The 19,506-nt window shown below is 65.4% G+C and carries 21 protein-coding genes; 8 read left to right on the forward strand and 13 right to left on the reverse strand.

Annotation, left to right across the window (positions count from 1 at the left end; all coding sequences use genetic code 11):
- Positions 1–3: 3 nt before the first annotated feature.
- Positions 4–822, forward strand: coding sequence for an ABC transporter permease subunit (locus HCA61_RS04075; RefSeq protein ID WP_169686920.1), 819 nt, complete (start codon positions 4–6; stop codon positions 820–822).
- Here the strand turns inward: HCA61_RS04075 and HCA61_RS04080 are convergent.
- Positions 785–1,576, reverse strand: a complete 792-nt coding sequence (locus tag HCA61_RS04080; RefSeq protein WP_169686921.1) for a hypothetical protein — start codon at positions 1,574–1,576, stop codon at positions 785–787. The two genes, HCA61_RS04075 and HCA61_RS04080, sit on opposite strands and share 38 nt — an antisense overlap.
- Positions 1,577–1,658: 82 nt before the next feature.
- On the opposite strand from HCA61_RS04080, the gene HCA61_RS04085 reads away from it, so the two are divergent.
- Complete coding sequence (locus HCA61_RS04085) at positions 1,659–2,342, forward strand: ArsR family transcriptional regulator (protein WP_206039651.1); 684 nt, start codon at positions 1,659–1,661, stop codon at positions 2,340–2,342.
- A gap of 39 nt (positions 2,343–2,381) precedes the next feature.
- Here HCA61_RS04085 and lpdA read toward each other — a convergent pair whose 3' ends face one another.
- The 3 genes from lpdA to HCA61_RS04100 all read right to left on the reverse strand — a co-directional run bounded on the left by lpdA (position 2,382) and on the right by HCA61_RS04100 (position 5,622).
- Positions 2,382–3,785, reverse strand: a complete 1,404-nt coding sequence (lpdA, locus tag HCA61_RS04090) for a dihydrolipoyl dehydrogenase (protein ID WP_169686922.1) — start codon at positions 3,783–3,785, stop codon at positions 2,382–2,384.
- Between the two features lie 77 nt (positions 3,786–3,862).
- A complete protein-coding gene (locus HCA61_RS04095) occupies positions 3,863–4,678 on the reverse strand; it encodes an ABC transporter permease (protein ID WP_169686923.1) in 816 nt (271 codons plus the stop codon).
- Positions 4,675–5,622, reverse strand: a complete 948-nt coding sequence (locus HCA61_RS04100; RefSeq protein ID WP_240958980.1) for an ATP-binding cassette domain-containing protein — start codon at positions 5,620–5,622, stop codon at positions 4,675–4,677. The genes HCA61_RS04095 and HCA61_RS04100 overlap by 4 nt, the downstream gene beginning before the upstream one ends.
- An 87-nt stretch (positions 5,623–5,709) precedes the next feature.
- On the opposite strand from HCA61_RS04100, the gene HCA61_RS04105 reads away from it, so the two are divergent.
- Positions 5,710–6,417, forward strand: coding sequence for a TetR/AcrR family transcriptional regulator (locus HCA61_RS04105; RefSeq protein WP_169686925.1), 708 nt, complete (start codon positions 5,710–5,712; stop codon positions 6,415–6,417).
- Between the two features lie 48 nt (positions 6,418–6,465).
- Here the strand turns inward: HCA61_RS04105 and HCA61_RS04110 are convergent, their stop codons facing one another.
- From HCA61_RS04110 to HCA61_RS04135, 6 genes are all read right to left on the reverse strand, one after another.
- Entirely contained in the window at positions 6,466–7,107 is a 642-nt protein-coding gene (locus HCA61_RS04110) for a response regulator transcription factor (RefSeq protein ID WP_169686926.1), read from the reverse strand.
- A complete protein-coding gene (locus HCA61_RS26735) occupies positions 7,104–8,345 on the reverse strand; it encodes a sensor histidine kinase (RefSeq protein ID WP_346777482.1) in 1,242 nt (413 codons plus the stop codon). The genes HCA61_RS04110 and HCA61_RS26735 overlap by 4 nt, the downstream gene beginning before the upstream one ends.
- 26 nt (positions 8,346–8,371) lie before the next feature.
- Positions 8,372–9,142 carry an ABC transporter permease gene (locus HCA61_RS04120; protein ID WP_206039653.1) on the reverse strand — a complete coding sequence of 257 codons (771 nt, stop codon included), beginning with the start codon at positions 9,140–9,142 and terminating at the stop codon, positions 8,372–8,374.
- The gene (locus tag HCA61_RS04125; protein WP_169686927.1) at positions 9,139–10,047 is read right to left on the reverse strand and encodes an ABC transporter ATP-binding protein; all 909 of its coding nucleotides are present in this window, start codon (positions 10,045–10,047) and stop codon (positions 9,139–9,141) included. The genes HCA61_RS04120 and HCA61_RS04125 overlap by 4 nt, the downstream gene beginning before the upstream one ends.
- Before the next feature lie 96 nt (positions 10,048–10,143).
- Positions 10,144–10,983: an SDR family oxidoreductase gene (locus HCA61_RS04130; protein WP_169686928.1), complete on the reverse strand. Its 840-nt coding sequence runs from the start codon at positions 10,981–10,983 to the stop codon at positions 10,144–10,146.
- Between the two features lie 50 nt (positions 10,984–11,033).
- Positions 11,034–11,759 carry a MerR family transcriptional regulator gene (locus HCA61_RS04135; RefSeq protein WP_169686929.1) on the reverse strand — a complete coding sequence of 242 codons (726 nt, stop codon included), beginning with the start codon at positions 11,757–11,759 and terminating at the stop codon, positions 11,034–11,036.
- A 42-nt stretch (positions 11,760–11,801) separates the two neighbouring features.
- Between HCA61_RS04135 and HCA61_RS04140 the strand changes: the two genes are divergently transcribed.
- Complete coding sequence (locus HCA61_RS04140; protein WP_169686930.1) at positions 11,802–12,275, forward strand: DUF6194 family protein; 474 nt, start codon at positions 11,802–11,804, stop codon at positions 12,273–12,275.
- 52 nt (positions 12,276–12,327) lie between these two features.
- Here the strand turns inward: HCA61_RS04140 and HCA61_RS04145 are convergent, their stop codons facing one another.
- On the reverse strand, positions 12,328–13,656 hold the full coding sequence (locus HCA61_RS04145) for a wax ester/triacylglycerol synthase domain-containing protein (RefSeq protein ID WP_169686931.1): 1,329 nt from the start codon (positions 13,654–13,656) through the stop codon (positions 12,328–12,330).
- Between the two features lie 79 nt (positions 13,657–13,735).
- On the opposite strand from HCA61_RS04145, the gene HCA61_RS04150 reads away from it, so the two are divergent.
- Positions 13,736–15,742, forward strand: a complete 2,007-nt coding sequence (locus HCA61_RS04150) for a prolyl oligopeptidase family serine peptidase (RefSeq protein WP_169686932.1) — start codon at positions 13,736–13,738, stop codon at positions 15,740–15,742.
- Between the two features lie 48 nt (positions 15,743–15,790).
- Here the strand turns inward: HCA61_RS04150 and HCA61_RS04155 are convergent, their stop codons facing one another.
- Both HCA61_RS04155 and HCA61_RS04160 read right to left on the reverse strand, forming a co-directional pair.
- Positions 15,791–16,648 (reverse strand): alpha/beta fold hydrolase, encoded by an 858-nt coding sequence (locus HCA61_RS04155; protein WP_169686933.1) that lies wholly within the window; start codon positions 16,646–16,648, stop codon positions 15,791–15,793.
- Between the two features lie 4 nt (positions 16,649–16,652).
- Entirely contained in the window at positions 16,653–17,705 is a 1,053-nt protein-coding gene (locus HCA61_RS04160; RefSeq protein WP_169686934.1) for a patatin-like phospholipase family protein, read from the reverse strand.
- 94 nt (positions 17,706–17,799) lie between these two features.
- Between HCA61_RS04160 and HCA61_RS04165 the strand changes: the two genes are divergently transcribed.
- The 3 genes from HCA61_RS04165 to HCA61_RS04175 all read left to right on the forward strand — a co-directional run bounded on the left by HCA61_RS04165 (position 17,800) and on the right by HCA61_RS04175 (position 19,033).
- The gene (locus HCA61_RS04165; protein WP_169686935.1) at positions 17,800–18,189 is read left to right on the forward strand and encodes a phage holin family protein; all 390 of its coding nucleotides are present in this window, start codon (positions 17,800–17,802) and stop codon (positions 18,187–18,189) included.
- A gap of 189 nt (positions 18,190–18,378) precedes the next feature.
- Positions 18,379–18,699, forward strand: coding sequence for a hypothetical protein (locus HCA61_RS04170; protein ID WP_169686936.1), 321 nt, complete (start codon positions 18,379–18,381; stop codon positions 18,697–18,699).
- Positions 18,700–18,832: 133 nt separating this feature from the next.
- Positions 18,833–19,033: a PspC domain-containing protein gene (locus HCA61_RS04175; RefSeq protein WP_169686937.1), complete on the forward strand. Its 201-nt coding sequence runs from the start codon at positions 18,833–18,835 to the stop codon at positions 19,031–19,033.
- The last annotated feature ends 473 nt before the right edge of the window (positions 19,034–19,506 follow it).

Genomic DNA, 19,506 nt, shown 5'->3' on the forward strand with positions numbered 1-19,506 from the left:
ATCGTGAACGCACCGTCTGCAGGTACCCGGTCTCCGCAGTACGCGCTCGGCGCCGCGCTGTGCGTCGCCGTCCTTCTGGGCGTCTGGCATTGGTTGTCACTGGGTCAGTCCCCCGCCGTGATGCCGAGCCCAGCACAGACACTCGAGGCGCTGTGGGAGATCCTCTCCGACGGCTCCCTGCCCACCGAGCTGGCGATCACCCTGCTGCGCGCGGGTACTGCGACCGTGCTCGCGCTCTGTGTCGGCCTCCTGTTCGGCTGGGCCGCGACCGTGTCGCGGTTCGCCGACGGTGTGCTCGCACCGATCCGCGCGATCCTGCAGGGTCTCCCCCCGATCGTGCTGATCGTATGCCTCGTGCTGTGGATGGGCAGCGACCCGTCGATCACGATCATCGTCTGCGCGACCGTGATGGTGCCTCTCATCGCGGCGGCGACCGCGTCGGCGTTACAGTCGGTCGACCCGCATCTACTCGAGCTCGGTACCGGACTGCAGTTGAGTCGATCCCGACGACTCGTGTTCATCGTCGCGCCGTCGATCCTTCCCCCGATCGTGGCGACGACGGGAGCAGTGGCCTCCGGTTCGGTGCGGGTCGCGGTGATGGCCGAGCTGCTGTCGGCACCGGACGGAGTCGGCGCGGCCATCGCGCAGACGCGCACCCTGCTGCAGACACCGAAGTTGTTTGCATGGACGCTCGCGATCATCGTCTGCGCGCTGCTGGTCGACCTGGCCATCCGAGTCGTCGTCAAGAGGTGGACCGCCCTGTTCTCACCGAGCGACCGCGCCGCTACCGCACGTACCCGGACGGGCACGCGAATCCGTTGAACGACGCCACATCGCACACACTGCGCGCCGACAACTTCCATGTCCCGTCGAGGTATACGAAGGACAGACGCAGTGGGGTCTCAGGCCCGGGTGCGCCTGCGAAGGTCACCTGGAGCCGGCCCGACGCGTTCGTTCCGTCGAAGTCGATCGGGTCGATGACGCGGGGCCGGACGACCTGCAGCATCGTCCCGGCGCGCGCCCCGATCTGTTCGAGCACCGCTCCGGCCTCGGTACCGCGTTCGACCTGGGACTGGCGGTACGCGAGCGAATTGGACGGGTCTACGGCCGAGTGCAGTGTGGCCGTGAGCTGTTCGGCGCTGGGCGCGGGCACCTGCGGTGCCGCGGCGGCAGGTTCGGGCGCCGGGGCAGCCGAGACCTGGGGTGCAGCGGCAGGGCCGGGCGCCGGAGCCGTAACGGCGGGGGCAGCCGCCGCGGGGGCAGGCACTTCCGGCGCACCCACTTCCGCGGCAGGTTCGGCCTCGCCGGTGGGCACTGCTTCACCGGCCGGGACCCCTGCGGCGCCGGCGCCCCGATCTGCGGCGAGCGACTGGAGTGCGGCGAGGATCGCGGCGTTCGACGTCGACTCAGCGACCGGCCGGCGGCCCTGCTCACGCACCTCGACGGCAACGAACACCGACGCCACCGCAACCACGACCGACGCCACGGCGATGAGTGCGAGAGCAAGGGTAGCCGCAGTTCCGAGTCGATTTCGACCTGGTCGTACCGTGGACGGCGAATCGGTCGTAGCCTTCATGGGGACGACTATAGAGGATTTTCGTCCTCTTAATAAGGTGAGCCTCACCTGAGGTCACCCGGGAGCGCGACAGGAGTGCGAGTTGACACGGCGAGTGAAGCAGCGCGAGCGGGTTCTCGACCTGCTGCGCGAGTCCACTGGTCCTCTCGATGCCCACCTCCTCGCAGACGCACTCGACCTGCACGTAACGACGATCCGGTTCCACCTCTCCGGACTCGTCGACGAGGGTCTCGTCCGCACCCAGACATTGCCGGCCGAGAAGGTCGGTCGACCCCGCACGGGATACGTCGCGGTGCGCGAGCCGTCGTACACCGACCTCGTTGCCCTGCTCGCGGCCCGTATCGGCGGGAGCGCAGCCGAGCGTGAACGCGCAGCGTTCGAGGTCGGCGGCGACTGGGCGGGAATGCTCGGGCTGGCCCCGAAGCCGACGACCGACGCAGGCGCACTCGTCATCGAATCCCTCGAACAGTTGGGTTTCGAAACACGCACGGCCACCAATGCGTTCGGCACGCACAGCATCACCCTCTGCACGTGCCCGCTGGCCGAGATCGTCCGCAGCAATCCGGAGGTGGTGCGCGGAATCCAACGCGGCCTGATCCAGCGAGTCCTCGACAACTACGCCACCATCCTGGGCGCGTCCTACACGGTCGACGTCTTCCCCGACGCACAGGACGGAAACTGTCTCGTGGAACTGGTCCTGCGCCCCGCGCCCGACGTGCCCCGAACGACAACAGCCCGCGGCGACGATCAAGTCACCACGAGCTGAGGCCGGTACATCCGAGCGGGGGTCTACCCGCGCGGAAGATCAGAAATTGATCATGTGTCCTGCAAGGCCGTGGATGGCCTCCTGCAGTGCTTCGCTGAGCGTGGGGTGCGTGTGGACGTTTCGTGCCAATTCGTTGACCGTGAGGTCCCACTTCTGCGCGAGGGTCAGCTCGGGCAGCAACTCGGAGACGTCGGGGCCGATGAGGTGGCCACCGATGAGCTCGCCGTGGGTCTTGTCGGCGATCAGCTTCACGAAGCCGTTCGGATCGCCGAGACCGTGCGCCTTGCCGTTGGCGGTGAACGGGAAGGTCGCGACCTTGATGTCGTAGCCTTCGGCCTTCGCCTGCTCCTCGGTCAGACCGAACGACGCGACCTGCGGCTGGCAGAACGTAGCGCGCGGCATCATGCGGTAGTCACCGAGTTCGAGGGTCTCGGCGTTGCCGATGGTCTCGGCGGCGACGACGGCCTGGGCCTCGGCGACGTGCGCGAGTTGCAGCTTGGCGGTGACGTCACCGATGGCGTAGACGCCGGGGACGTTGGTGCGCATACGCTCGTCGATCGCGATCGCGCCGCGATCGGTGAGCGCGACACCGGTGTTCTCGAGGCCGTAGCCCTCGACGCGCGGAGCGAAACCGACGGACTGCAGCACCTTGCCGACGGTCATCGTCTCGACGTTGCCGGTCTTGTTGTCCTTGATCTCGACGGTGACGTTCGAGCCGTTGTCGGTGATCTTCTGGACCGCAGCACCCGTCTTGATGGTGACGCCGAGCTTCTTGTAGGCCTTGGTGATCTCCTTGGAGATGTCGGCGTCCTCGTTGGGCAGCGCCCGGTCGAGGAACTCGACGATCGTGACGTCGACCCCGTAGTTCTTCAGGACGTAGCCGAACTCCATGCCGATAGCGCCGGCACCGACGATGACGATCGAGTCGGGGAGGTCGCGGGTGAGGATCTGCTCCTCGTAGGTCACGACGTTGTCGCTGAGCTGCGTACCCGGCAGAAGCTTGGTGACCGAACCCGTGGCGATGATGACGTTGTCGAAGGTCACCTGTTCGGTGCCGCCCTTGGTGAGCGCCACCTCGATGGTCTTGGCATCGACGAACGAGCCCTTACCGTCGTACTCGGTGATCTTGTTCTTCTTCATGAGGAAGTGCACGCCCTTGGTGCGACCGTCTGCCACCTTGCGGCTGCGGTCGAAGGCTGCACCGAAGTCGAACGACACGTCTCCCGAGATACCGAACGTCTTGGCCTCTTTCGTGAAGAGATGTGCCAATTCGGCATTGCGGAGAAGCGCCTTCGAGGGGATGCAGCCCACATTGAGGCAGACACCACCCCAATACTTCTGCTCGATGATGGCGGTGCTCAATCCCAGCTGTGCCGCGCGGATAGCAGCGACGTACCCACCGGGGCCGGCTCCGAGGACAACGACGTCATAGTGTGAGGTCACAGCCATAGAGGGTAGTCCTGCCCGATCCGGCTGTCTGCCGATGGTCCGGTTACCCGCCGGTAAGGAGTTTTTCGCACTCAACGCTGCGCGCCGTACCGCCCCACAGCGAGGGGTACCGTCACCGCGAGGATCACCGCGATCCATCCGAACGCAGCAGCGACAGGATGGTGCATCGGCAACGCCGAGTCGGCTGCCACCGCGGTTCCCGAACCGAACAACTCCCGCAGTGCGGCCACCACCGAGCTGATCGGATTCCACTCCGCGACGGCGCGGACGACGGACGGCATTGCCTCCGTGGGTGTGAACACGTTCGAGAACATGATGAGTCCGAAGATCATCGGCGCCGCCTGCTGGAGCAGCTGCTCGTCACGGATCGCCATACCGAGGAGGAGGCCGAGCCAACTGAGCGCCGCCCGGAACGCGAACAGCAGCACAATCGCCAGAACGATATCCTCGGCAGGGGCGTCTATGCGCCACCCGACCAGGTATCCGACCCCCATCATCACGGCGAGCGCGACAGCACCGATCACCGTCTCCGCGAGCGCCAGACCCGTCGGCACCCCGGCCCGCGCAATGGGCAGAGCGCGAAGCCTGTCGGTGAGGCCGCTGCTCATATCCGCATTGGCAGTGCTCGCGGTGCCCATGAGACCCAATGCCGCGACGAGGACGAACACGCCCGGCATCAGGTACGAGCGATAGTCTGCGGGATCGGCACTTCCCGCCAGCGAGCCGCCGAAGACGTAGCCGAACAACACGACCATGCCCAGCGGCGCAGCGAGCGAGACTGCGAGCAGCGCCGGCGAGTGCCGGTATGTGGCGACGGTGCGACCGAACACCACTCGTGCTGCCGCGACGGTGCCTACTGAGGGCTGCACCTGCTGATCGATGGTCACGATGCCGGGGTCCTTTCCGTGAGCGCGAGGAATGCCTCGTCGAGGCTCACGCGGCGTCTGCCTATGTCGTGGACGTCGATTCCGTCGGCGTCGAGGAGCCGCAGGATCGGGAGCAATTCCGGCTCACCATCCATACCGAAAGCCAGCCTGATCGAGTGTTCCTGCACCACAGCCGATCCCAATTCTCGTGCACCGAATTCGTTCAGGACCTTCACCGCCCGGCCACGATCGGCAGATGCGACGACCAGGTCGAGACCCGCGCCGACCGCGGCGGTGATCTCGGCAGGCGTACCGGTGGCGACGGTGCGGCCGCCGTCGAGGATCGTGATTGCGTCGGCGAGGCGTTCGGCCTCGTCCAGATACTGGGTGGTGAGCACCACGGTGGTTCCTTCTGCCACGAAATCCAGGATGTATCCGAATATGTCGTTGCGGCTGCGTGGGTCGACGCCCGTGGTGGGTTCGTCGAGAAACAGCACTGCGGGGCGTACGACGGTTCCCGCGAGGATGTCGAGGCGGCGCCGCATGCCGCCGGAATAGCTCTGAACCTGCCGATCGGCCGCGTCGGCAAGACCGAAGCGCTCGAGCAGGTCGCGGGCGTGGCGCCGGGAGTCGCGCGCCCGCATTCCGGAGAGTCGTGCGAACATCGTGAGATTCTCAGCGCCGGTAAGCCGTGGGTCCACCGAGTGGAACTGGCCGACCAAGCCGATGCGCTGCCTTACCCGGATGGCGTCGGCGACGGTGTCGAATCCGAGGATCCTGGCCTTCCCGGAGGTCGGGCGCAACAGGGTCGACAGCATGCGCACGGTGGTGGTCTTACCCGAGCCGTTCGGTCCGAGCAATGCGTGCACGGCTCCTTCCCGCACCTGAAGGTCTACGCCGTCGACGACCGCGCGTTCGCCGTAGCGGCGGGTCAGGCCTTCCGTTTCGATGACGTTCACGCGCATCTCCTCATCTGTGAACAATGTTCGCAGATTCAGTGTAGGCATCTGCAAACGCTGTTCGCAACTGGCTTCTCGAGGCATGCTGAGGTCATGTCGACCTCACTGTGGCTGCGATCCGACGAACCGAAGCGCGGACCACGCCCCACGCACACGCTCAGCGATATCGCCGAGACCTGCGTCGACCTCGTCGATCGAGAAGGTATACGCGCACTGTCCATGCGCCGCGTCGCCGACGCCCTCGGCACCTCCGCGGCATCCCTGTACCGGTACGTGTCCGGGAAGGACGATCTGCTCGCTCTGATGGCCGACTGCGTCGCAGGCGAATACGAGTTCGCACCGCTCACCGGCGACGTGCGCGCCGACGTCCTGGCCGTAGCGGAACAATCTCGAACGCTACATCGGAAACATCCGTGGCTACGTGAGATCCCCACCACCGACATGGGACCGAACACCATCGCCTATCTCGATCACCTCATCGGTGCACTCGCCCCGGCGAAGCTCGACCCGACGGCCACCATGATGGGTGTCGCGCTACTGAGCGGATGGGTGGCGAACTTCGCCCAACAAGAATCCGCCGGGGTGGTCGTCTCCCGGTCGGGCGGCGGTGCCGGACATCTGGGGTCCATGATCGAGCACGGCGACTATCCGCACCTGGCAGCGCTGTTCACCAGTGCCGGCGAAGACTCCCCCGCCGCACCGCTCGACAACGACGCGGCGTTCGTCGCGGGCATCGACGCGATGCTCTTCGGCATCGCACCCCCGCACGCCACCGACACGACCCCCCATGGCCGAAGGTGACATTCATGCAGTCCAACTGCATCGAGGTGACGTTCGGCCATGCCGGGTTCAGCCGAGGATTCCGAGCTCGTAGGCAGCGGCCACTGCCGCGGCGCGGTCCGACACGTCGAGTTTCCCGAAGATGTGGATGAGGTGTGTCTTCACAGTCGCCTCGCTGACGAACAACACCCGCGCGATCTCCCGGTTGGACGTCCCCTTCGCCACGAGCACCAGAACCTCACGTTCGCGGGCGCTGAGTGGCTTCGGGGCGCCCGCACCGCGCACCCGCGACATCAGACGCGACGCGACCACCGGCGACAGCACCGTGCGTCCTTCTGCAGCAGCCCGCACCGCGGCGAACAGCTCGTCGCGCGGTGCGTCCTTGAGCAGGTACCCGGTCGCGCCTGCCTCGATCGCAGGAATGGTGTCGGAGTCCGAGTCGTAGGTCGTCAAGACCAGAACCCGGCTGCGGGCACCGCTCGAGGTCAGCTCGGCGATCGCCTCGACACCGCCGCCTCCCGGCATCCGCAGATCCATCAGCACCACGTCGGGATCCAACCGGGCGACCAGCGCCACCGCTTCCTTCCCGTCCCCCGCCTCACCCAGGACCGCGAACTCACCCGAGGCAGAGAACATTCCGCGCAGTCCATCACGGACGACGGGATGATCGTCGACGATCAGTACGGTGATGCCCGGTTCGTCGCTACTCACGACACCGACCCCGCCTTCACCAGCGGCACTCGCACCGATACGGCTGTTCCGGTGCCGATTTCGGACTCGACGTCCAGAACCCCGGCAATGCGGGCGATGCGGGAATTCATGCCCCTCAAACCGAATCCGTCCACCGTCTCCGCCGACAGGTCGAATCCGCGCCCGTCATCACGGATATCGATGCTGACCTCGTCGTCCATGTACGACACGGTGACACCGACGCGGTGCGCCGACGCATGTTTGGCGACGTTCGCGAGCGCCTCCTGAGTGATCCGCAACAGCGTGGCAGCGATGTCGTCGTGCAGGGGTTCCACAGTTCCCGTCACCGTGAAGTCGACCCGGATCCCGTGCTCGGCGGACCAGCGGTCCACGGATCCGGCCAGGACTGTTTCGAGGGTGTCGTGCTCGAGGACTTCCGGTGCGAGATTGTGCACAGAGCGTCGCGCCTCACCGAGGCTGCGTCGGGCAAGGTCCGCGGCCTCGGCCACATGACGTCTCGCCGCGTCGGGATCAGGGGTGGCGCCGGCGGCCTGCAGCTGGGTGACGATTCCGGCGAGGCTCTGCGCCAGGGTGTCGTGGATCTCCGCGGCAAGACGACGCCGCTCGTCGTCGATTCCGGCTTCTCGTGCATGTGTCAACAATTGTGCGTGCAGTGCCTGGTTCTCCGACAGCGCCTGTTCGAGACGGGCATTCGCACGTTCGAGCTCAGCGATCGCATCGATCCGTTCTTCGGTCCTACGCAGGTCGCGCTCCCCGATCCGGTACGCCACCATCGCTATCGCCGCGTTGAGGAAGAACAGCAGGACGAAAACGATCCAGATCGCCGGATCTCGCGGAGGCAATCCCCCCGCTTGGGAGCCGGCCAACGTCACCGCCGTCGCGACCAATCCGACGCGGGCCCACCGTTCCCCGACCAACCAGGGCGCGTCGAAGTAGCCCATCACGGCGTAGATCGCGAAGAACGGGTTGAACAAGCTCAGGACGAACGCCGAGACCGTGCGGGCGACGTAGTAGACCGCTCCGGAACCCGTATGACCACGCAGCCGCAGGATCTCCCAACCCGTCAGCGCCACGACCAGCAGCGACGCCGGGATCCGTTGACCAGAGGTCATCAGCAACGATGCGGTGCCTGCGGACAGCAGTGTTCCGGTCGCAAGCAGCGCGATCGGACCCCACCGGTGGAAGCGGCTCCACGGGTCGTCATCGAGCTCGTGCGTCGTTGTTCGCTCTGTCGCCACAGTGTCCAGGATGACGGGTGGGGACGTCACTGCCAACGGAACCAGCGGATCGCGGCGGCGGTGAGCACCACCGCCCAACCCAAGATCACGGCCAGACCACTCCAGGCGGGCCAGTCGCCCGCTGCAGCCTGATCGAGTATCTGCGCGGCCGCCCCGAACGGGGTGAGTTCGACGATCCGTTGCAGTACCTCAGGCATCGCCTGCACCGGAATCCACACCCCCACACAGAACATCATCGGGAAGAACACGATCGTACCCAATGTCTGCGCTACACGCTGCGACGACGACAATGCCGAGATCGCGGCGCCGAGGCTCAGTGCCGCAGCGAGGGTCACGAGCACCGCGAGAGCAAAGCCCCACGGCTGCGCGGGAAACGCCACATCGAACACCACACGGCCGACGACGAGCGCGAAGACCACCGACACGGCAATCGCCACGGCGTGCACGACGATCTGCGCCGCCAACAGGTACGCCGGGCGGGCCGGAGTAACGGCCAGCCTGCGGAGAATGCCCTGCTCACGGTACGCCGACAGCACCGCGGGCATCGTCTGGATCCCACCCACGATCATCGCCAACAGCAATGTCACCGGCACGTACAGGTCGATCACCCGCAATCCGCCGAGGTTGGGATCAGGTTCCCGGAACGACGGGATCAGACCCAGAATCGTCAGGAGCAGAACAGGGAAGACGAGGATCCAGAACAACGCCGCGGGTTGGCGTGCGAACAGTCGCGTCTCGGTGCGCAACACAGCGATCACCGGTCTGGTCGTCGCGTTGCTCATGATCGAGGTGGTCATGACGTGCCTTTCGATCCGGTGATGTCCAAGTAGGCGTCGTCGAGGGTGGCGTCGACCACGCGAAGCCGTTCGGCGCTCAACCCTTCGCCGGCGAGCACCGCGAGCACGGCCTCGACCGATTCCTCACTGCCCTCCACCACGACCCGATCGTGATCCGTTCGTACTGCGGCGACGCCGGGCAACGACTCCAACCTGCCGACGTCGAACGGGCCTGAAGGCCGGAACGAGACGACGACGGCGGTGGTCGATCTGCCGATCAGTTCCGTAGGTGTGCCCAGCGCTTCGACCCGGCCCGAGCGGAACACGGCGACTCGGTCGCACAACCTCTGGGCCTCCTCCATGAAGTGGGTGACCAGTAGGACGGTGACACCGGCGTCGCGGACCTCCTCGATCAACTCCCACGTGTCGCGGCGTCCACGGGGGTCGAGACCGGTGGTGAGCTCGTCGAGCACTACCACGCGTGGTGTGCCGATGAGCGCAAGGGCGATGAACAGGCGCTGCTTCTGTCCTCCGGACAGTTTCGCGAACTGGGTGCGGAGCAGAGCCCCGAGCCCGAGACGTTCGGCCAGGGCGTGACCATCAGCGGGCCGCGCGTAGAACGAGGAGTACAGCTCGAGGGCCTCGCGCACGGTCAGTTTCGGCTGCAGCTGACTTTCCTGCAATTGGGTGCCGAGCAGTTCGGTGACGGCGCGGTGATCACGGATCGGATCGAGTCCGGCGACGCGGACGACACCGGAATCGGGTGTGCGTAATCCGGAGAGGCATTCGACGGAGGTGGTCTTCCCCGCGCCGTTGGGGCCGAGAATCCCGAAAACTTCACCGTCGTCGACATGGAAATTCACGCCGTCGACGACGGTGCGCCCGCCGTACGACTTGCGCAGGTCTGTCACTTCTACGATTGGCATGCGTCGAGCGTGCCCGCCGGCACGGGTCGTGCACATCAACCGAGCGGTTCGGATCCGCATCAACCGATCGGATGATGCGGGCAGGTAGGCCGTGTGTCAGGAACGGAACCGGAACATCTGGAGAAGGTACCGCGGCACTCCACTGAGTGGAACGGCAACAGGCCAGTCACCCGAACGGAAGTACGCCTCTGTCCCGCCGTCGACCGTCACGATACTTCCCACCATGAAATCCGCTGCGCGCGACAGCATGAACTCGACCCACTCGGCGATCTGTTCGGCGTCACCGAAACCACCGATCGGTACCGGGAAGCCTTCGACCCGCTTCGCTTGCGGACCGGCAAGCTGCGCTTCCAGCAATGGTGTCGAGATTGCTCCCGGTGCAATGATATTGAGACGAATTCCGGAACCGGCCCAGTCGTCGGTGACGGCGATACGACGAGCCCATCGGGTGACCGCGATCTTCGTCGCCGCGTACGTGAACGGGGCTGCCGCAGCGGAAATGCGCCCTGCACGCTTGACACCTTTGTCGAGGTCGCCCGCGAGGAAAGCCTTCACCGCAGAGTTCGGCACACCGGGTGTCGCCGTCGTCGAGTTCGATCCGAACACCACCACTTTGCTGTTGCCGGTCGCGGCGAGCGCGGGCCGCCAGCCGACGAGCAGGTCTATCACACCTCGCACGTTGACCTGGGCGATCACCGCTTCCTTTCCTGCCACGGGCCCCAGCCCGGCGGCGAGCACGGCTCCGTCGAGGCGTCCGCCGGCAAGCTCGAGCGTCTGCCGGATCGCCGTGGAGCGCCCCTGCGGCGTCGACAGATCCGCGACGACGTCGGCGTCCGATCGGTCGACGCCGATGACCGTGTGTCCATTCGCGCGCAATCGCTCGGCGCTTGCCTTGCCCATCCCGGATGCTGCCCCGGTCACTACATAGATGCCCATGTGTCCCCCTTCACTGCGTGCGGACCAGTAAAGCATGGGGCTCGGCGTCCTCAGCGACAGGCGATGACCTCGGCAAGCACCGCCCCGGCACGGAGCAGCGCAAGTGTTCGCGCTGCGATGTCGTCGATCCTCGAGTCCAGTGCCTTCAGCGACACGTCGATGTCCCGGAGGTCGCGAAGATCGGTGAGGGCTCTGTGGACGTCGGGGATGCGGTAGCCGGCGGCACGCAACGCGACGACGATGCGCGCCTCGCGGATCGCAGCGAGTGGGTAGCGGCGGGCGGATCCCGCGTTCGTGGCTACCCGCTGCGGCGTCACGAGTTGCTCTTTCTCCCAGAAACGTAACGTCGAGGTACGAACACCGAGAGCCTCGGCGAGTTCGGTGATCGTCATGGTGTCGTTCTCGGTGGGCTCGACCTCGATCTCCGCCTCCGTGCGGATCAGGAGAAGCGCCCGCCGTGCCTGGAGTGCGCGATCTCGCTCGTGAGCAAGTTCGACGTGGAGCGATGCCACCTGAGCAGGCGCATCGGCCGGCGCGACGACGCGGATCTCACGCATCACTCTCCGCGCCTCCACCGGACCGACGGCCACCGCGAGGTCACGGTAGGCGTGCAGGTCGCGGATGTGTCGCGCGGAGAAGACGCGGTATCCGTTGCGTTTTCTGGGTGCAGCGCCGATGACGCCGTGCGCTTCGAGGTCTCGGATCTGCTGTACCGAATAGCCCGTGGCCGCAGCGACAGTGACTGTGCTCAGGTCGACCGCATCGCTGCGCGCCATTGCTGAAACCCTCCATAAGCACTTCAACTACACACTTGAACCATGAGTATGAAGCAGATTCTCGAAACGGTGCGCGGCTTCGAAGGGGTCGTCGAGCTCGCTCCCGAGGTAGGCAGTGAGTTTCCGGAAGTCGCATGGGGCGATCACTTCTTCTATTACGCCCCCGACGGGCAGGTCCCCCAGCGCGGGCAGCCCTTCGCGACCATCGTGACGAAGGACTACCCCGGCGACACCGAGTCCGAACTGGACCCGCCGGACCGGTGGAGACTGAACATCCACGTCGGCCGGGCGAGCTTCACCGAACTCACCGGCGAAGAACCCCGGGCAACGGAATCCGCGGTGGACTTCAGCGCCGCCGACACCGTCCTTCCCCATCCGGTCTATCGAGCTCAGGGGTGGATTGCGATCGTCAACCCCGGTGCCCGGACGTCGGGCATCGCCGGCGACCTTCTCCGCCGCGCCCACGACGACGCGCGCCGCCGGAAGACACCACAGAGCCGCGACTCGCACGGATAGAAGCACCGTGCCGACAGGGTGCGCGTGTCTTCCGAGCACGTGTATGTCTCGGTCACCCGCCGAGTGCGACCCGGACCTCGATGATCGCCTCCCGCAGCATCGACTCGTACTCGTCGATGTCGGGCACCGCACGGGGACTCGAGTTGATACCGATCGTGACGGTGTCGCCGAGGCCGTACACACCGTGCGTCAGGGCCATCACCGGTGACAACCCCGGAAATCCGGCGCTGAACATGACCGGGGCACCATCGAGTTCGAGGTCGGCATGGCCGCGATTCACGCTCGACACCACCGTGTTCCCTGTGACGGTCTCGGGGACCTCGCCCAAAGAGTACCGATCGATCCCGAACTTCAGCAGCGGCGCGGGAACGAACGCGTTCGCCGAATCACGTTGCATCAGAAGCGGGCTCGACAGTCGCGCGCGACGATCAGCGATGTCGTCAGCGATCAGCGCGGCCCGCGCGGACAGATCAGGTTCGGTGACGAACAGGTCGATGCCGGCATTACGGTAGTTGTTGCGCGACTCCCCTGTCGCGTCGACCGCGATGGTGACCTCGGCGCCGAGCCGATCCGGCACCGTCTCACCGCGCAACTCCAGGAATCGGGGCAGGGCGACGGAGATCGCAGTCAGCGCCGCCACGGTGACGGTGACGCCGGTTCCTCGGAGTTCCTCGGCGGGGCACACCACCATGCGCACGGCCCGCTCGTCGCCGGGGGCGGTATTGATACCGACGAGGGGGCGCCCCGCGGCCGGCTCGGGAATCTCTCCTGCGGCAGTTGCCTCCGTCAACGCTCGGTCAGCAGCGGCGGCTCGGCGGCCTGCCGCAACGAGTCGTGCGAACCGGACCGGGAACCGGAGCGACCGTATCAACATCATGGACATCGAGACAGCGTCCGGAGCCGGCGAGCGCGGTGGCCCCTCGGTGCCGAACAATGCGCGCACCAGTGCAGTCGCCCGAGCCCCGTCGGCGAAAGCGTGCGACACGTGGAACACCACGACAACGGCGGTCCCGTCACAGCGAGGAGCGTCGCGCACACCCGCGAAGACGTGTACCCGCCACGGGCTCGTCCGCGCGTCGATCGAGGTCGCCACCAGCGACCCCAAGCGTTCTTGGACCTCAGCCCACGTGTGGTTGGTCAAGACGTGCTCGACCACCAGGTCGTCGCTGTACTCCCTCGGTTCCCAATACGGGTAGTCGAGGTTCTTCGGAACCTCGCGGATCCTGCACCGGAGTTCCCCCACCTCCGCGACACGTCGCCGAACGGCGGCACGCACCGCATCGGTGTCGACGTCACCTGCGAAGCAGTAAAGCAGGAACTGATCACTGTGGATCCGCTCCGCGAGCCAGTACATCTGCGCGTCGGAGGGGGTGAGTTGCACGGCCGCGAGCGTACCGTCGACGCAGCCCCAAGGTCTCACCGTCGCCACCCCACCGCTCGGGTCCAGGTAGAAATAGGGCATGAGCGACACCACCGACCCCCACCTGTGGCTCGAGGACGTCACCGGCGAAAAGCAACTCGACTGGGTGCGCGCACGTAACGACCGCACGGTCGATGCGTACACCCGCACCGACGATTTCACGACGCTGGAATCCCGCATCCGGGAGATCCTCGATACCGACGCGCGCATCCCCTACGCGCGACGCCGCGGCGAGTATCTCTACAACTACTGGCGCGACGCCGAGCATGTGCGCGGACTGTGGCGACGCACCACCCTCGACCAGTATGTCCTCGACAATCCGGAGTGGGATGTCCTCGTCGACCTCGACGCGGTGGCCGCCGAGGAGAACGAGAACTGGGTGTGGTCCGGTGCCCAGGTTCTCCGTCCTGACCAGAACCGCGCGCTCATCAGCCTGTCGCGGGGCGGTGCCGACGCCACCGTGATCCGTGAGTTCGACCTGGTCACACGCCGGTTCGTGTCGGGTGCCGACAGCTTCGAACTCCCCGAAGCGAAGACCGATATCAGCTGGATCGATATCGACTCCGTCTTCGTCGGAACCGACTTCGGTGACGGCTCCCTCACCGATTCGGGATACCCGAGGATTGCGAAACGCTGGCGCCGCGGCACACCGATCGCCGACGCCGAGACCGTGTTCGAGGGGGAGGTCACCGACGTCGCCGTGGGCGCCGGATACGACAACACTCCCGGGTACGAACGCAGCTTCGTAGACCGCGCCATCGACTTCTATGCCGCATATCAGTACGAACTGAAGCCGGACGGCACTCTGATCAAGCTCGATGTCCCCGACGACGCGCGGGTGAGCGTCTACCGCAACCACATGCTCGTACGACCCCGATCCGAGTGGCTCGGGCACCCCGCCGGTTCCCTGCTCGCGACCGACTACCCGTCATTCCTCGAAGGTTCGCGTGAGATGACGGTGTTGTTCACACCCGACGAACACACTTCTCTCGAGCAGTACACCTGGACGCAGAACCACCTGCTGATGGTGACCCTGCGTGATGTCCAGACCCGCATGCGTGTCCTCACCCCCGGTCCCGACGGATGGACCGACGAGGAACTCGAAGGGCTGCCCGACGCGACCTCCACGGCCATCATCGACGTCGATCCGCGCGAGGGCGACGAATTCTTCCTCAACTCCAGCGGTTTCACGACCCCCGCTACCCTCCTCTCCGGCACGGTCGGGCAAGCACTCGAGCCGATCAAGCAGGCGCCATCGTTCTTCGACTCCGACGGCATCACCGTCACACAGCATTTCGCGACTTCCGACGATGGCACGCAGGTCCCCTACTTCGTCGTAGGCGCCGACACCGATACGGCATCCCCGACCCTGCTGTACGGGTACGGCGGATTCGAGAACTCGATGGTCCCGGCGTACAGCGGCGGCGTGGGGCGGGCATGGCTCGAACGCGGAAACACCTATGTGATCGCGAACATTCGCGGAGGTGGAGAGTACGGCCCCACCTGGCACACCCAGGCCCTGAAAGAGAACCGTCACAAGGTATTCGAGGATTTCGCAGCGGTCGCGAAAGACCTTGTCGACCGGGGCATCACGACGACCCGGCAACTGGGAATCCAAGGCGGAAGCAACGGCGGCCTGCTGATGGGTGTGATGCTGACTCGCTACCCACACTTGTTCGGTGCCATCGTGTGCCAAGTGCCGCTACTCGATATGAAGCGCTATCACCTGCTGCTCGCCGGCGCATCGTGGATGGCCGAGTACGGTGATCCCGACGATCCCGACGAGTGGAAATTCCTGTCGGAGTATTCGCCGTATCAGAACACCGACCCGGACGCGACGTACCCGCCGATCCTGATCACGACGTCCACGCGCGACGATCGTGTTCATCCTGGCCACGCGCGCAAGATGGTGGCGCTCCTCGAGGAGCAGGGTCGAGAGGTCTGGTACTACGAGAACATCGAGGGCGGGCACGGTGGTGCCGCAGACAACGCGCAGGCAGCGTTCAAATCTGCGCTGACCTTCACGTTCCTGACAGAAGTGCTCTAGCAAGATGTGGATCCGAGCCCGGTTCCGGGCTCGGATCCACACCGCCGGTCACCGGTCGCGCAGCCAGGCGACGATCCGTTCGATCGTATCGCCGTTGTCGCGGATCCAGCCGTTGTGACCGAGTGCTCGTTCCAGGTGCCATGTGGTGATATCGGCCGCAGGCAACTTCTCCACCAGGTGGCGTGCCGACGTCACCGGAGTCATGTCGTCCCCCTCGACGGTCACCGAAAGAATCGGAAGGTCCAGCGAGGCGAGACGCTCCTCGTAGTCGATGTCGGCACCGGCCGGCTCGAACCGGCCACTGCGCGCCAGCCTCGCCCAGTCGGAGATCAGGGGCCGGGACTGCCGTCCGAAGCCCGCGACGCCCAACCGGTCGCCGGGCCAGAATCCGGCGACGCTCGCGGTGAGCGACATCGCCGTCGAGCCGAACAGGAGGCGGGGAGCGTGTCCCCCGGGGAATCGGCGGTAGTACGGGGTTCCGGAGGCCACGAGCACGAGCCCACCGAGGCGACCACGACTACGCGCTGCGTACAGCACGCCCAATTGACCGCCCATCGAATGCCCGAGCAGGAACGGCGTCGAATCGGGGAATCGTTCGCGCACCACTTCGAACATCGCGGGGAAGTGCACTGCGACGATCTCCTGGTAGCCGTACGCGCTGTCGGGCCCCGGTCTGGGGCGACTATCGCCCTGGCCTGCGAGTTCGCAGATCGCGGCATCGAATCCGCGTTCGGCGAGGGCGCGCGCGAACGGTTCGTAGTACCCCGCGGGGATGCCGAGGCCCGGAACGATCGCCACGACGGCCCGCGACGAGTCGAGCCGGTTCTCATGTTCATGAGCCGGCCCCGGAAACAAGCGCACCGCGGTCGTCGTGCCATCCGGAAGCTGGATCGGTACGGTCTCCACCAACTCAGACTAGGCCCGAATCACCGTCCTGGTCAGCAGACCGAGATGCGGTGCTTCCGAGCCCCGCGGCGTCGAGCGCGGCCTCGGTGAGCGACCGACCGAGGGCGATCATCTCGACAGCCTTGTGGAAATCGAGACTGCGGCACGCCGTGCGGGGGACTTCGACCAGCACATCCGGCGGATACGCCGCAAGCTGGTGGCGAGCAAGAGCGGACTGCATGATGTCGAGCGAACGGTTCATGACCGCAACCCGGCTGAACTTCGGAGCTACGGCTTCCTCGTGGCCGACGTGAAAATCGGAATCGGTGTCGTCGGGAGACTCGGGTTGGAGATCGTCACGGCCGAACTCTTCGTCGGTCGCTGCTGTACCGAACCTGCCGACGACCGAACGGACGATGTCGCTGTCGAGCAGCAATGACGCCGACCGCCGGAAGCGTCCGACCCATTCTTCCGCAGGACGCGGTTCCGCACTCGCGTTCTCCGGCGCTTGTGTACGACCGCGTTCTTCGGCTCCGAGAGTGACCCCGATCGTCAGATCCGCCGGGACACCGGCTATCGGGGCCACCGGCAGCGGAGCGAGTGTGCCGCCGTCGGTGAGGACGAGGCCGTTGAGAACATACGGGGTGATGACACCGGGTATCGCGATCGATGCGCGGATCGCGACGTCGACAGGTCCCCGCTGGAACCACACCGGGCGGCCCGCCGCCAGGTCGGTCGCCACAGCGGTGAACGGGATCGGGAGGTCTTCGATGACGACATCCCCGATGAGCTCGCGCACTTTGTTGAGGACCTTCTCTGCGTGGATGACCCCCGGAGACGTGACGGACACGTCCAACAACCGGACCACATCGAGCTGGGACAGACTCTCCGCCCACTGGGTGTATTCGTCGAGTTTTCCCGCAGCACGGACACCGCCCACAAGCGCGCCCATCGACGACCCCGCGATACCGACGATCTCGAAGCCGCGCTCCTCGAGGACCTGGATGGCTCCGATGTGGGCGTAACCTCGGGCGCCCCCGCTGCCGAGGGCGAGTGCGACGCGTTTCCGATCGGCCATGGCCCGATGGTGTCATGTCCGGACGCTCTGCGGTGCGGCGGGACTCTGCACTGTAATACTGCCGCAGCCGGCCGAGCGGAGATACCCTGACACCATGATCAGGCTGCTTGCCACCACAATTGTTGCGTTGATCGCCAATGCGATTGGCTTGATCGTCGGCGCGTGGGTCCTGCCCGGCATGACGCTCAGTTCGTTCGCGTTCGTCATCGCCGTGGTGATCTTCACCGTGGCCACGGTTCTTCTCGACCCTTTGATCCGTCAGGTTGCGATGACGAAAACCCCGGTACTCATCGGGAGCAGCGCGCTGATCTCGACACTACTCGCGCTCATCGTCACCGCGATCATGAGTGACGGCCTCCGGATCGACGGCATCACGACCTGGATCCTCGCCACCGTCATCGTCTGGGCTGTAGCGCTGATCGCGCGCTTGCTGCTGCCGTACATCATCTTCAAGAAGACACTCGCCAAACGCAGAAGTGCCTGACGCTCTCCGTCGAGCACAGCACACTCGAAGCACCCGTACGGGAAGTCCCGTGCGGGTGCTGTCGTAGAGAACCCTGACCAAAAGTTCAGGGTACAGACGGGGGTCTGTCCCCGATGTGCCCGAAGGGGTCCGAGGCGCACGATCGATACATCGATTCGACGAGCCTCACACCACCACTCGGGAGACCTCATGCGTAAGACGATCATGACCGCACTGCTCGCCGGTGCCGCAGCCTTGACGATCGGAACAGGTGTTGCCGCAGCAGAATCCGCGCCCAACGTCGTCGGGATGGAGGAGCACGTAGCCGCCTCGACGCTCTCCGCCGCCGGTACGCCGTACTCGGTCACCAACCGCTCGGGGAACATCTCCGGCCGGTGCGCGGTAACCGCGCAGCGCGACCGGGGCTACCGGACCGAGGTCGAATCGACGTACAACTCCCGCACCGACAGCTGGGATCGCAAGGAAACGAAGATCTGGCGCGGTATCGGATTGACCGTCGTTTGCCGCTGACACCCACCGTTGCGTCCGACGTATCGACACCGACGCAAGACACCCGTCACACGAGACCCCGAGAAGAAAGTTCAGGGTGAAGATCGGGGCCGGCCCTGATGTGCACACACTCGACAAGGAGCACGATTACCTCATGACCTTCGACGACAACACACCCCGCACCTTCACTCGCTCTACCTCGCAGCGCATGCTCGGCGGCGTCTGCGGCGGAATCGCCGAATACTTCGGCATCGACGTCAACATCGTCCGCGCTGCTGCCGTGGTTGCGTCCTTCATCACCGGCGGCACCGCAATCCTGCTGTACCTCGCACTCTGGGTGATCATCCCGGAATGACAGCGCAAAGGCCGTGAATCCCGAGAGACGAGATCCACGGCCTTTCAACGCTTCCGACCTACAGCGACCCGGTGAGCAGCGCCGGGGCAATGGCCAGCACAAGCCCGATGAGCTGGTTGATGACTTCGAGACCGTTGGTAATACTGCCCATCTTTCCTCCAGTGTGTCGCCGGAAACCTCACGCTTCCGGAGTTCGGATCAACAGATTCAGTGAATTCAGCTGAGGAATTCTGCGCTCTGCGAAAGCAACGAGAAGATGAAGGTGATGATTTCGGTGATGGTAGTGCTACCCATTGATCCTCCTACGCCCGAATGGTTGAGGTGATGTGGCACTACCGAACTCGAGACCACGGTGTGCCGTAACTCACATTACGACACGGCAACGAACTCGTCAATGATGTTGCGTAAGAAAAAATTTGAAACTGTAAACTCCGAACACAGTGCACTGCAATAGATCTCGAGTGAGGCATCAG

Source organism: Rhodococcus sp. HNM0563, from assembly GCF_012726195.1.
Lineage (GTDB): Bacteria > Actinomycetota > Actinomycetes > Mycobacteriales > Mycobacteriaceae > Rhodococcus.

Coding starts and splice junctions, on each gene's coding strand:
- HCA61_RS04080 (WP_169686921.1), bottom strand. CDS start 1,576: ATGAAGGCTACGACCGATTCGCCGTCCACGGTACGACCAGGTCGAAAT.
- HCA61_RS04100 (WP_240958980.1), bottom strand. CDS start 5,622: ATGCGCGTGAACGTCATCGAAACGGAAGGCCTGACCCGCCGCTACGGC.
- HCA61_RS04105 (WP_169686925.1), top strand. CDS start 5,710: ATGTCGACCTCACTGTGGCTGCGATCCGACGAACCGAAGCGCGGACCA.
- HCA61_RS04120 (WP_206039653.1), bottom strand. CDS start 9,142: ATGACCACCTCGATCATGAGCAACGCGACGACCAGACCGGTGATCGCT.
- HCA61_RS04125 (WP_169686927.1), bottom strand. CDS start 10,047: ATGCCAATCGTAGAAGTGACAGACCTGCGCAAGTCGTACGGCGGGCGC.
- HCA61_RS04130 (WP_169686928.1), bottom strand. CDS start 10,983: ATGGGCATCTATGTAGTGACCGGGGCAGCATCCGGGATGGGCAAGGCA.
- HCA61_RS04135 (WP_169686929.1), bottom strand. CDS start 11,759: ATGGCGCGCAGCGATGCGGTCGACCTGAGCACAGTCACTGTCGCTGCG.
- HCA61_RS04140 (WP_169686930.1), top strand. CDS start 11,802: ATGAGTATGAAGCAGATTCTCGAAACGGTGCGCGGCTTCGAAGGGGTC.
- HCA61_RS04150 (WP_169686932.1), top strand. CDS start 13,736: ATGAGCGACACCACCGACCCCCACCTGTGGCTCGAGGACGTCACCGGC.
- HCA61_RS04160 (WP_169686934.1), bottom strand. CDS start 17,705: ATGGCCGATCGGAAACGCGTCGCACTCGCCCTCGGCAGCGGGGGCGCC.
- HCA61_RS04165 (WP_169686935.1), top strand. CDS start 17,800: ATGATCAGGCTGCTTGCCACCACAATTGTTGCGTTGATCGCCAATGCG.
- HCA61_RS04170 (WP_169686936.1), top strand. CDS start 18,379: ATGCGTAAGACGATCATGACCGCACTGCTCGCCGGTGCCGCAGCCTTG.
- HCA61_RS04175 (WP_169686937.1), top strand. CDS start 18,833: ATGACCTTCGACGACAACACACCCCGCACCTTCACTCGCTCTACCTCG.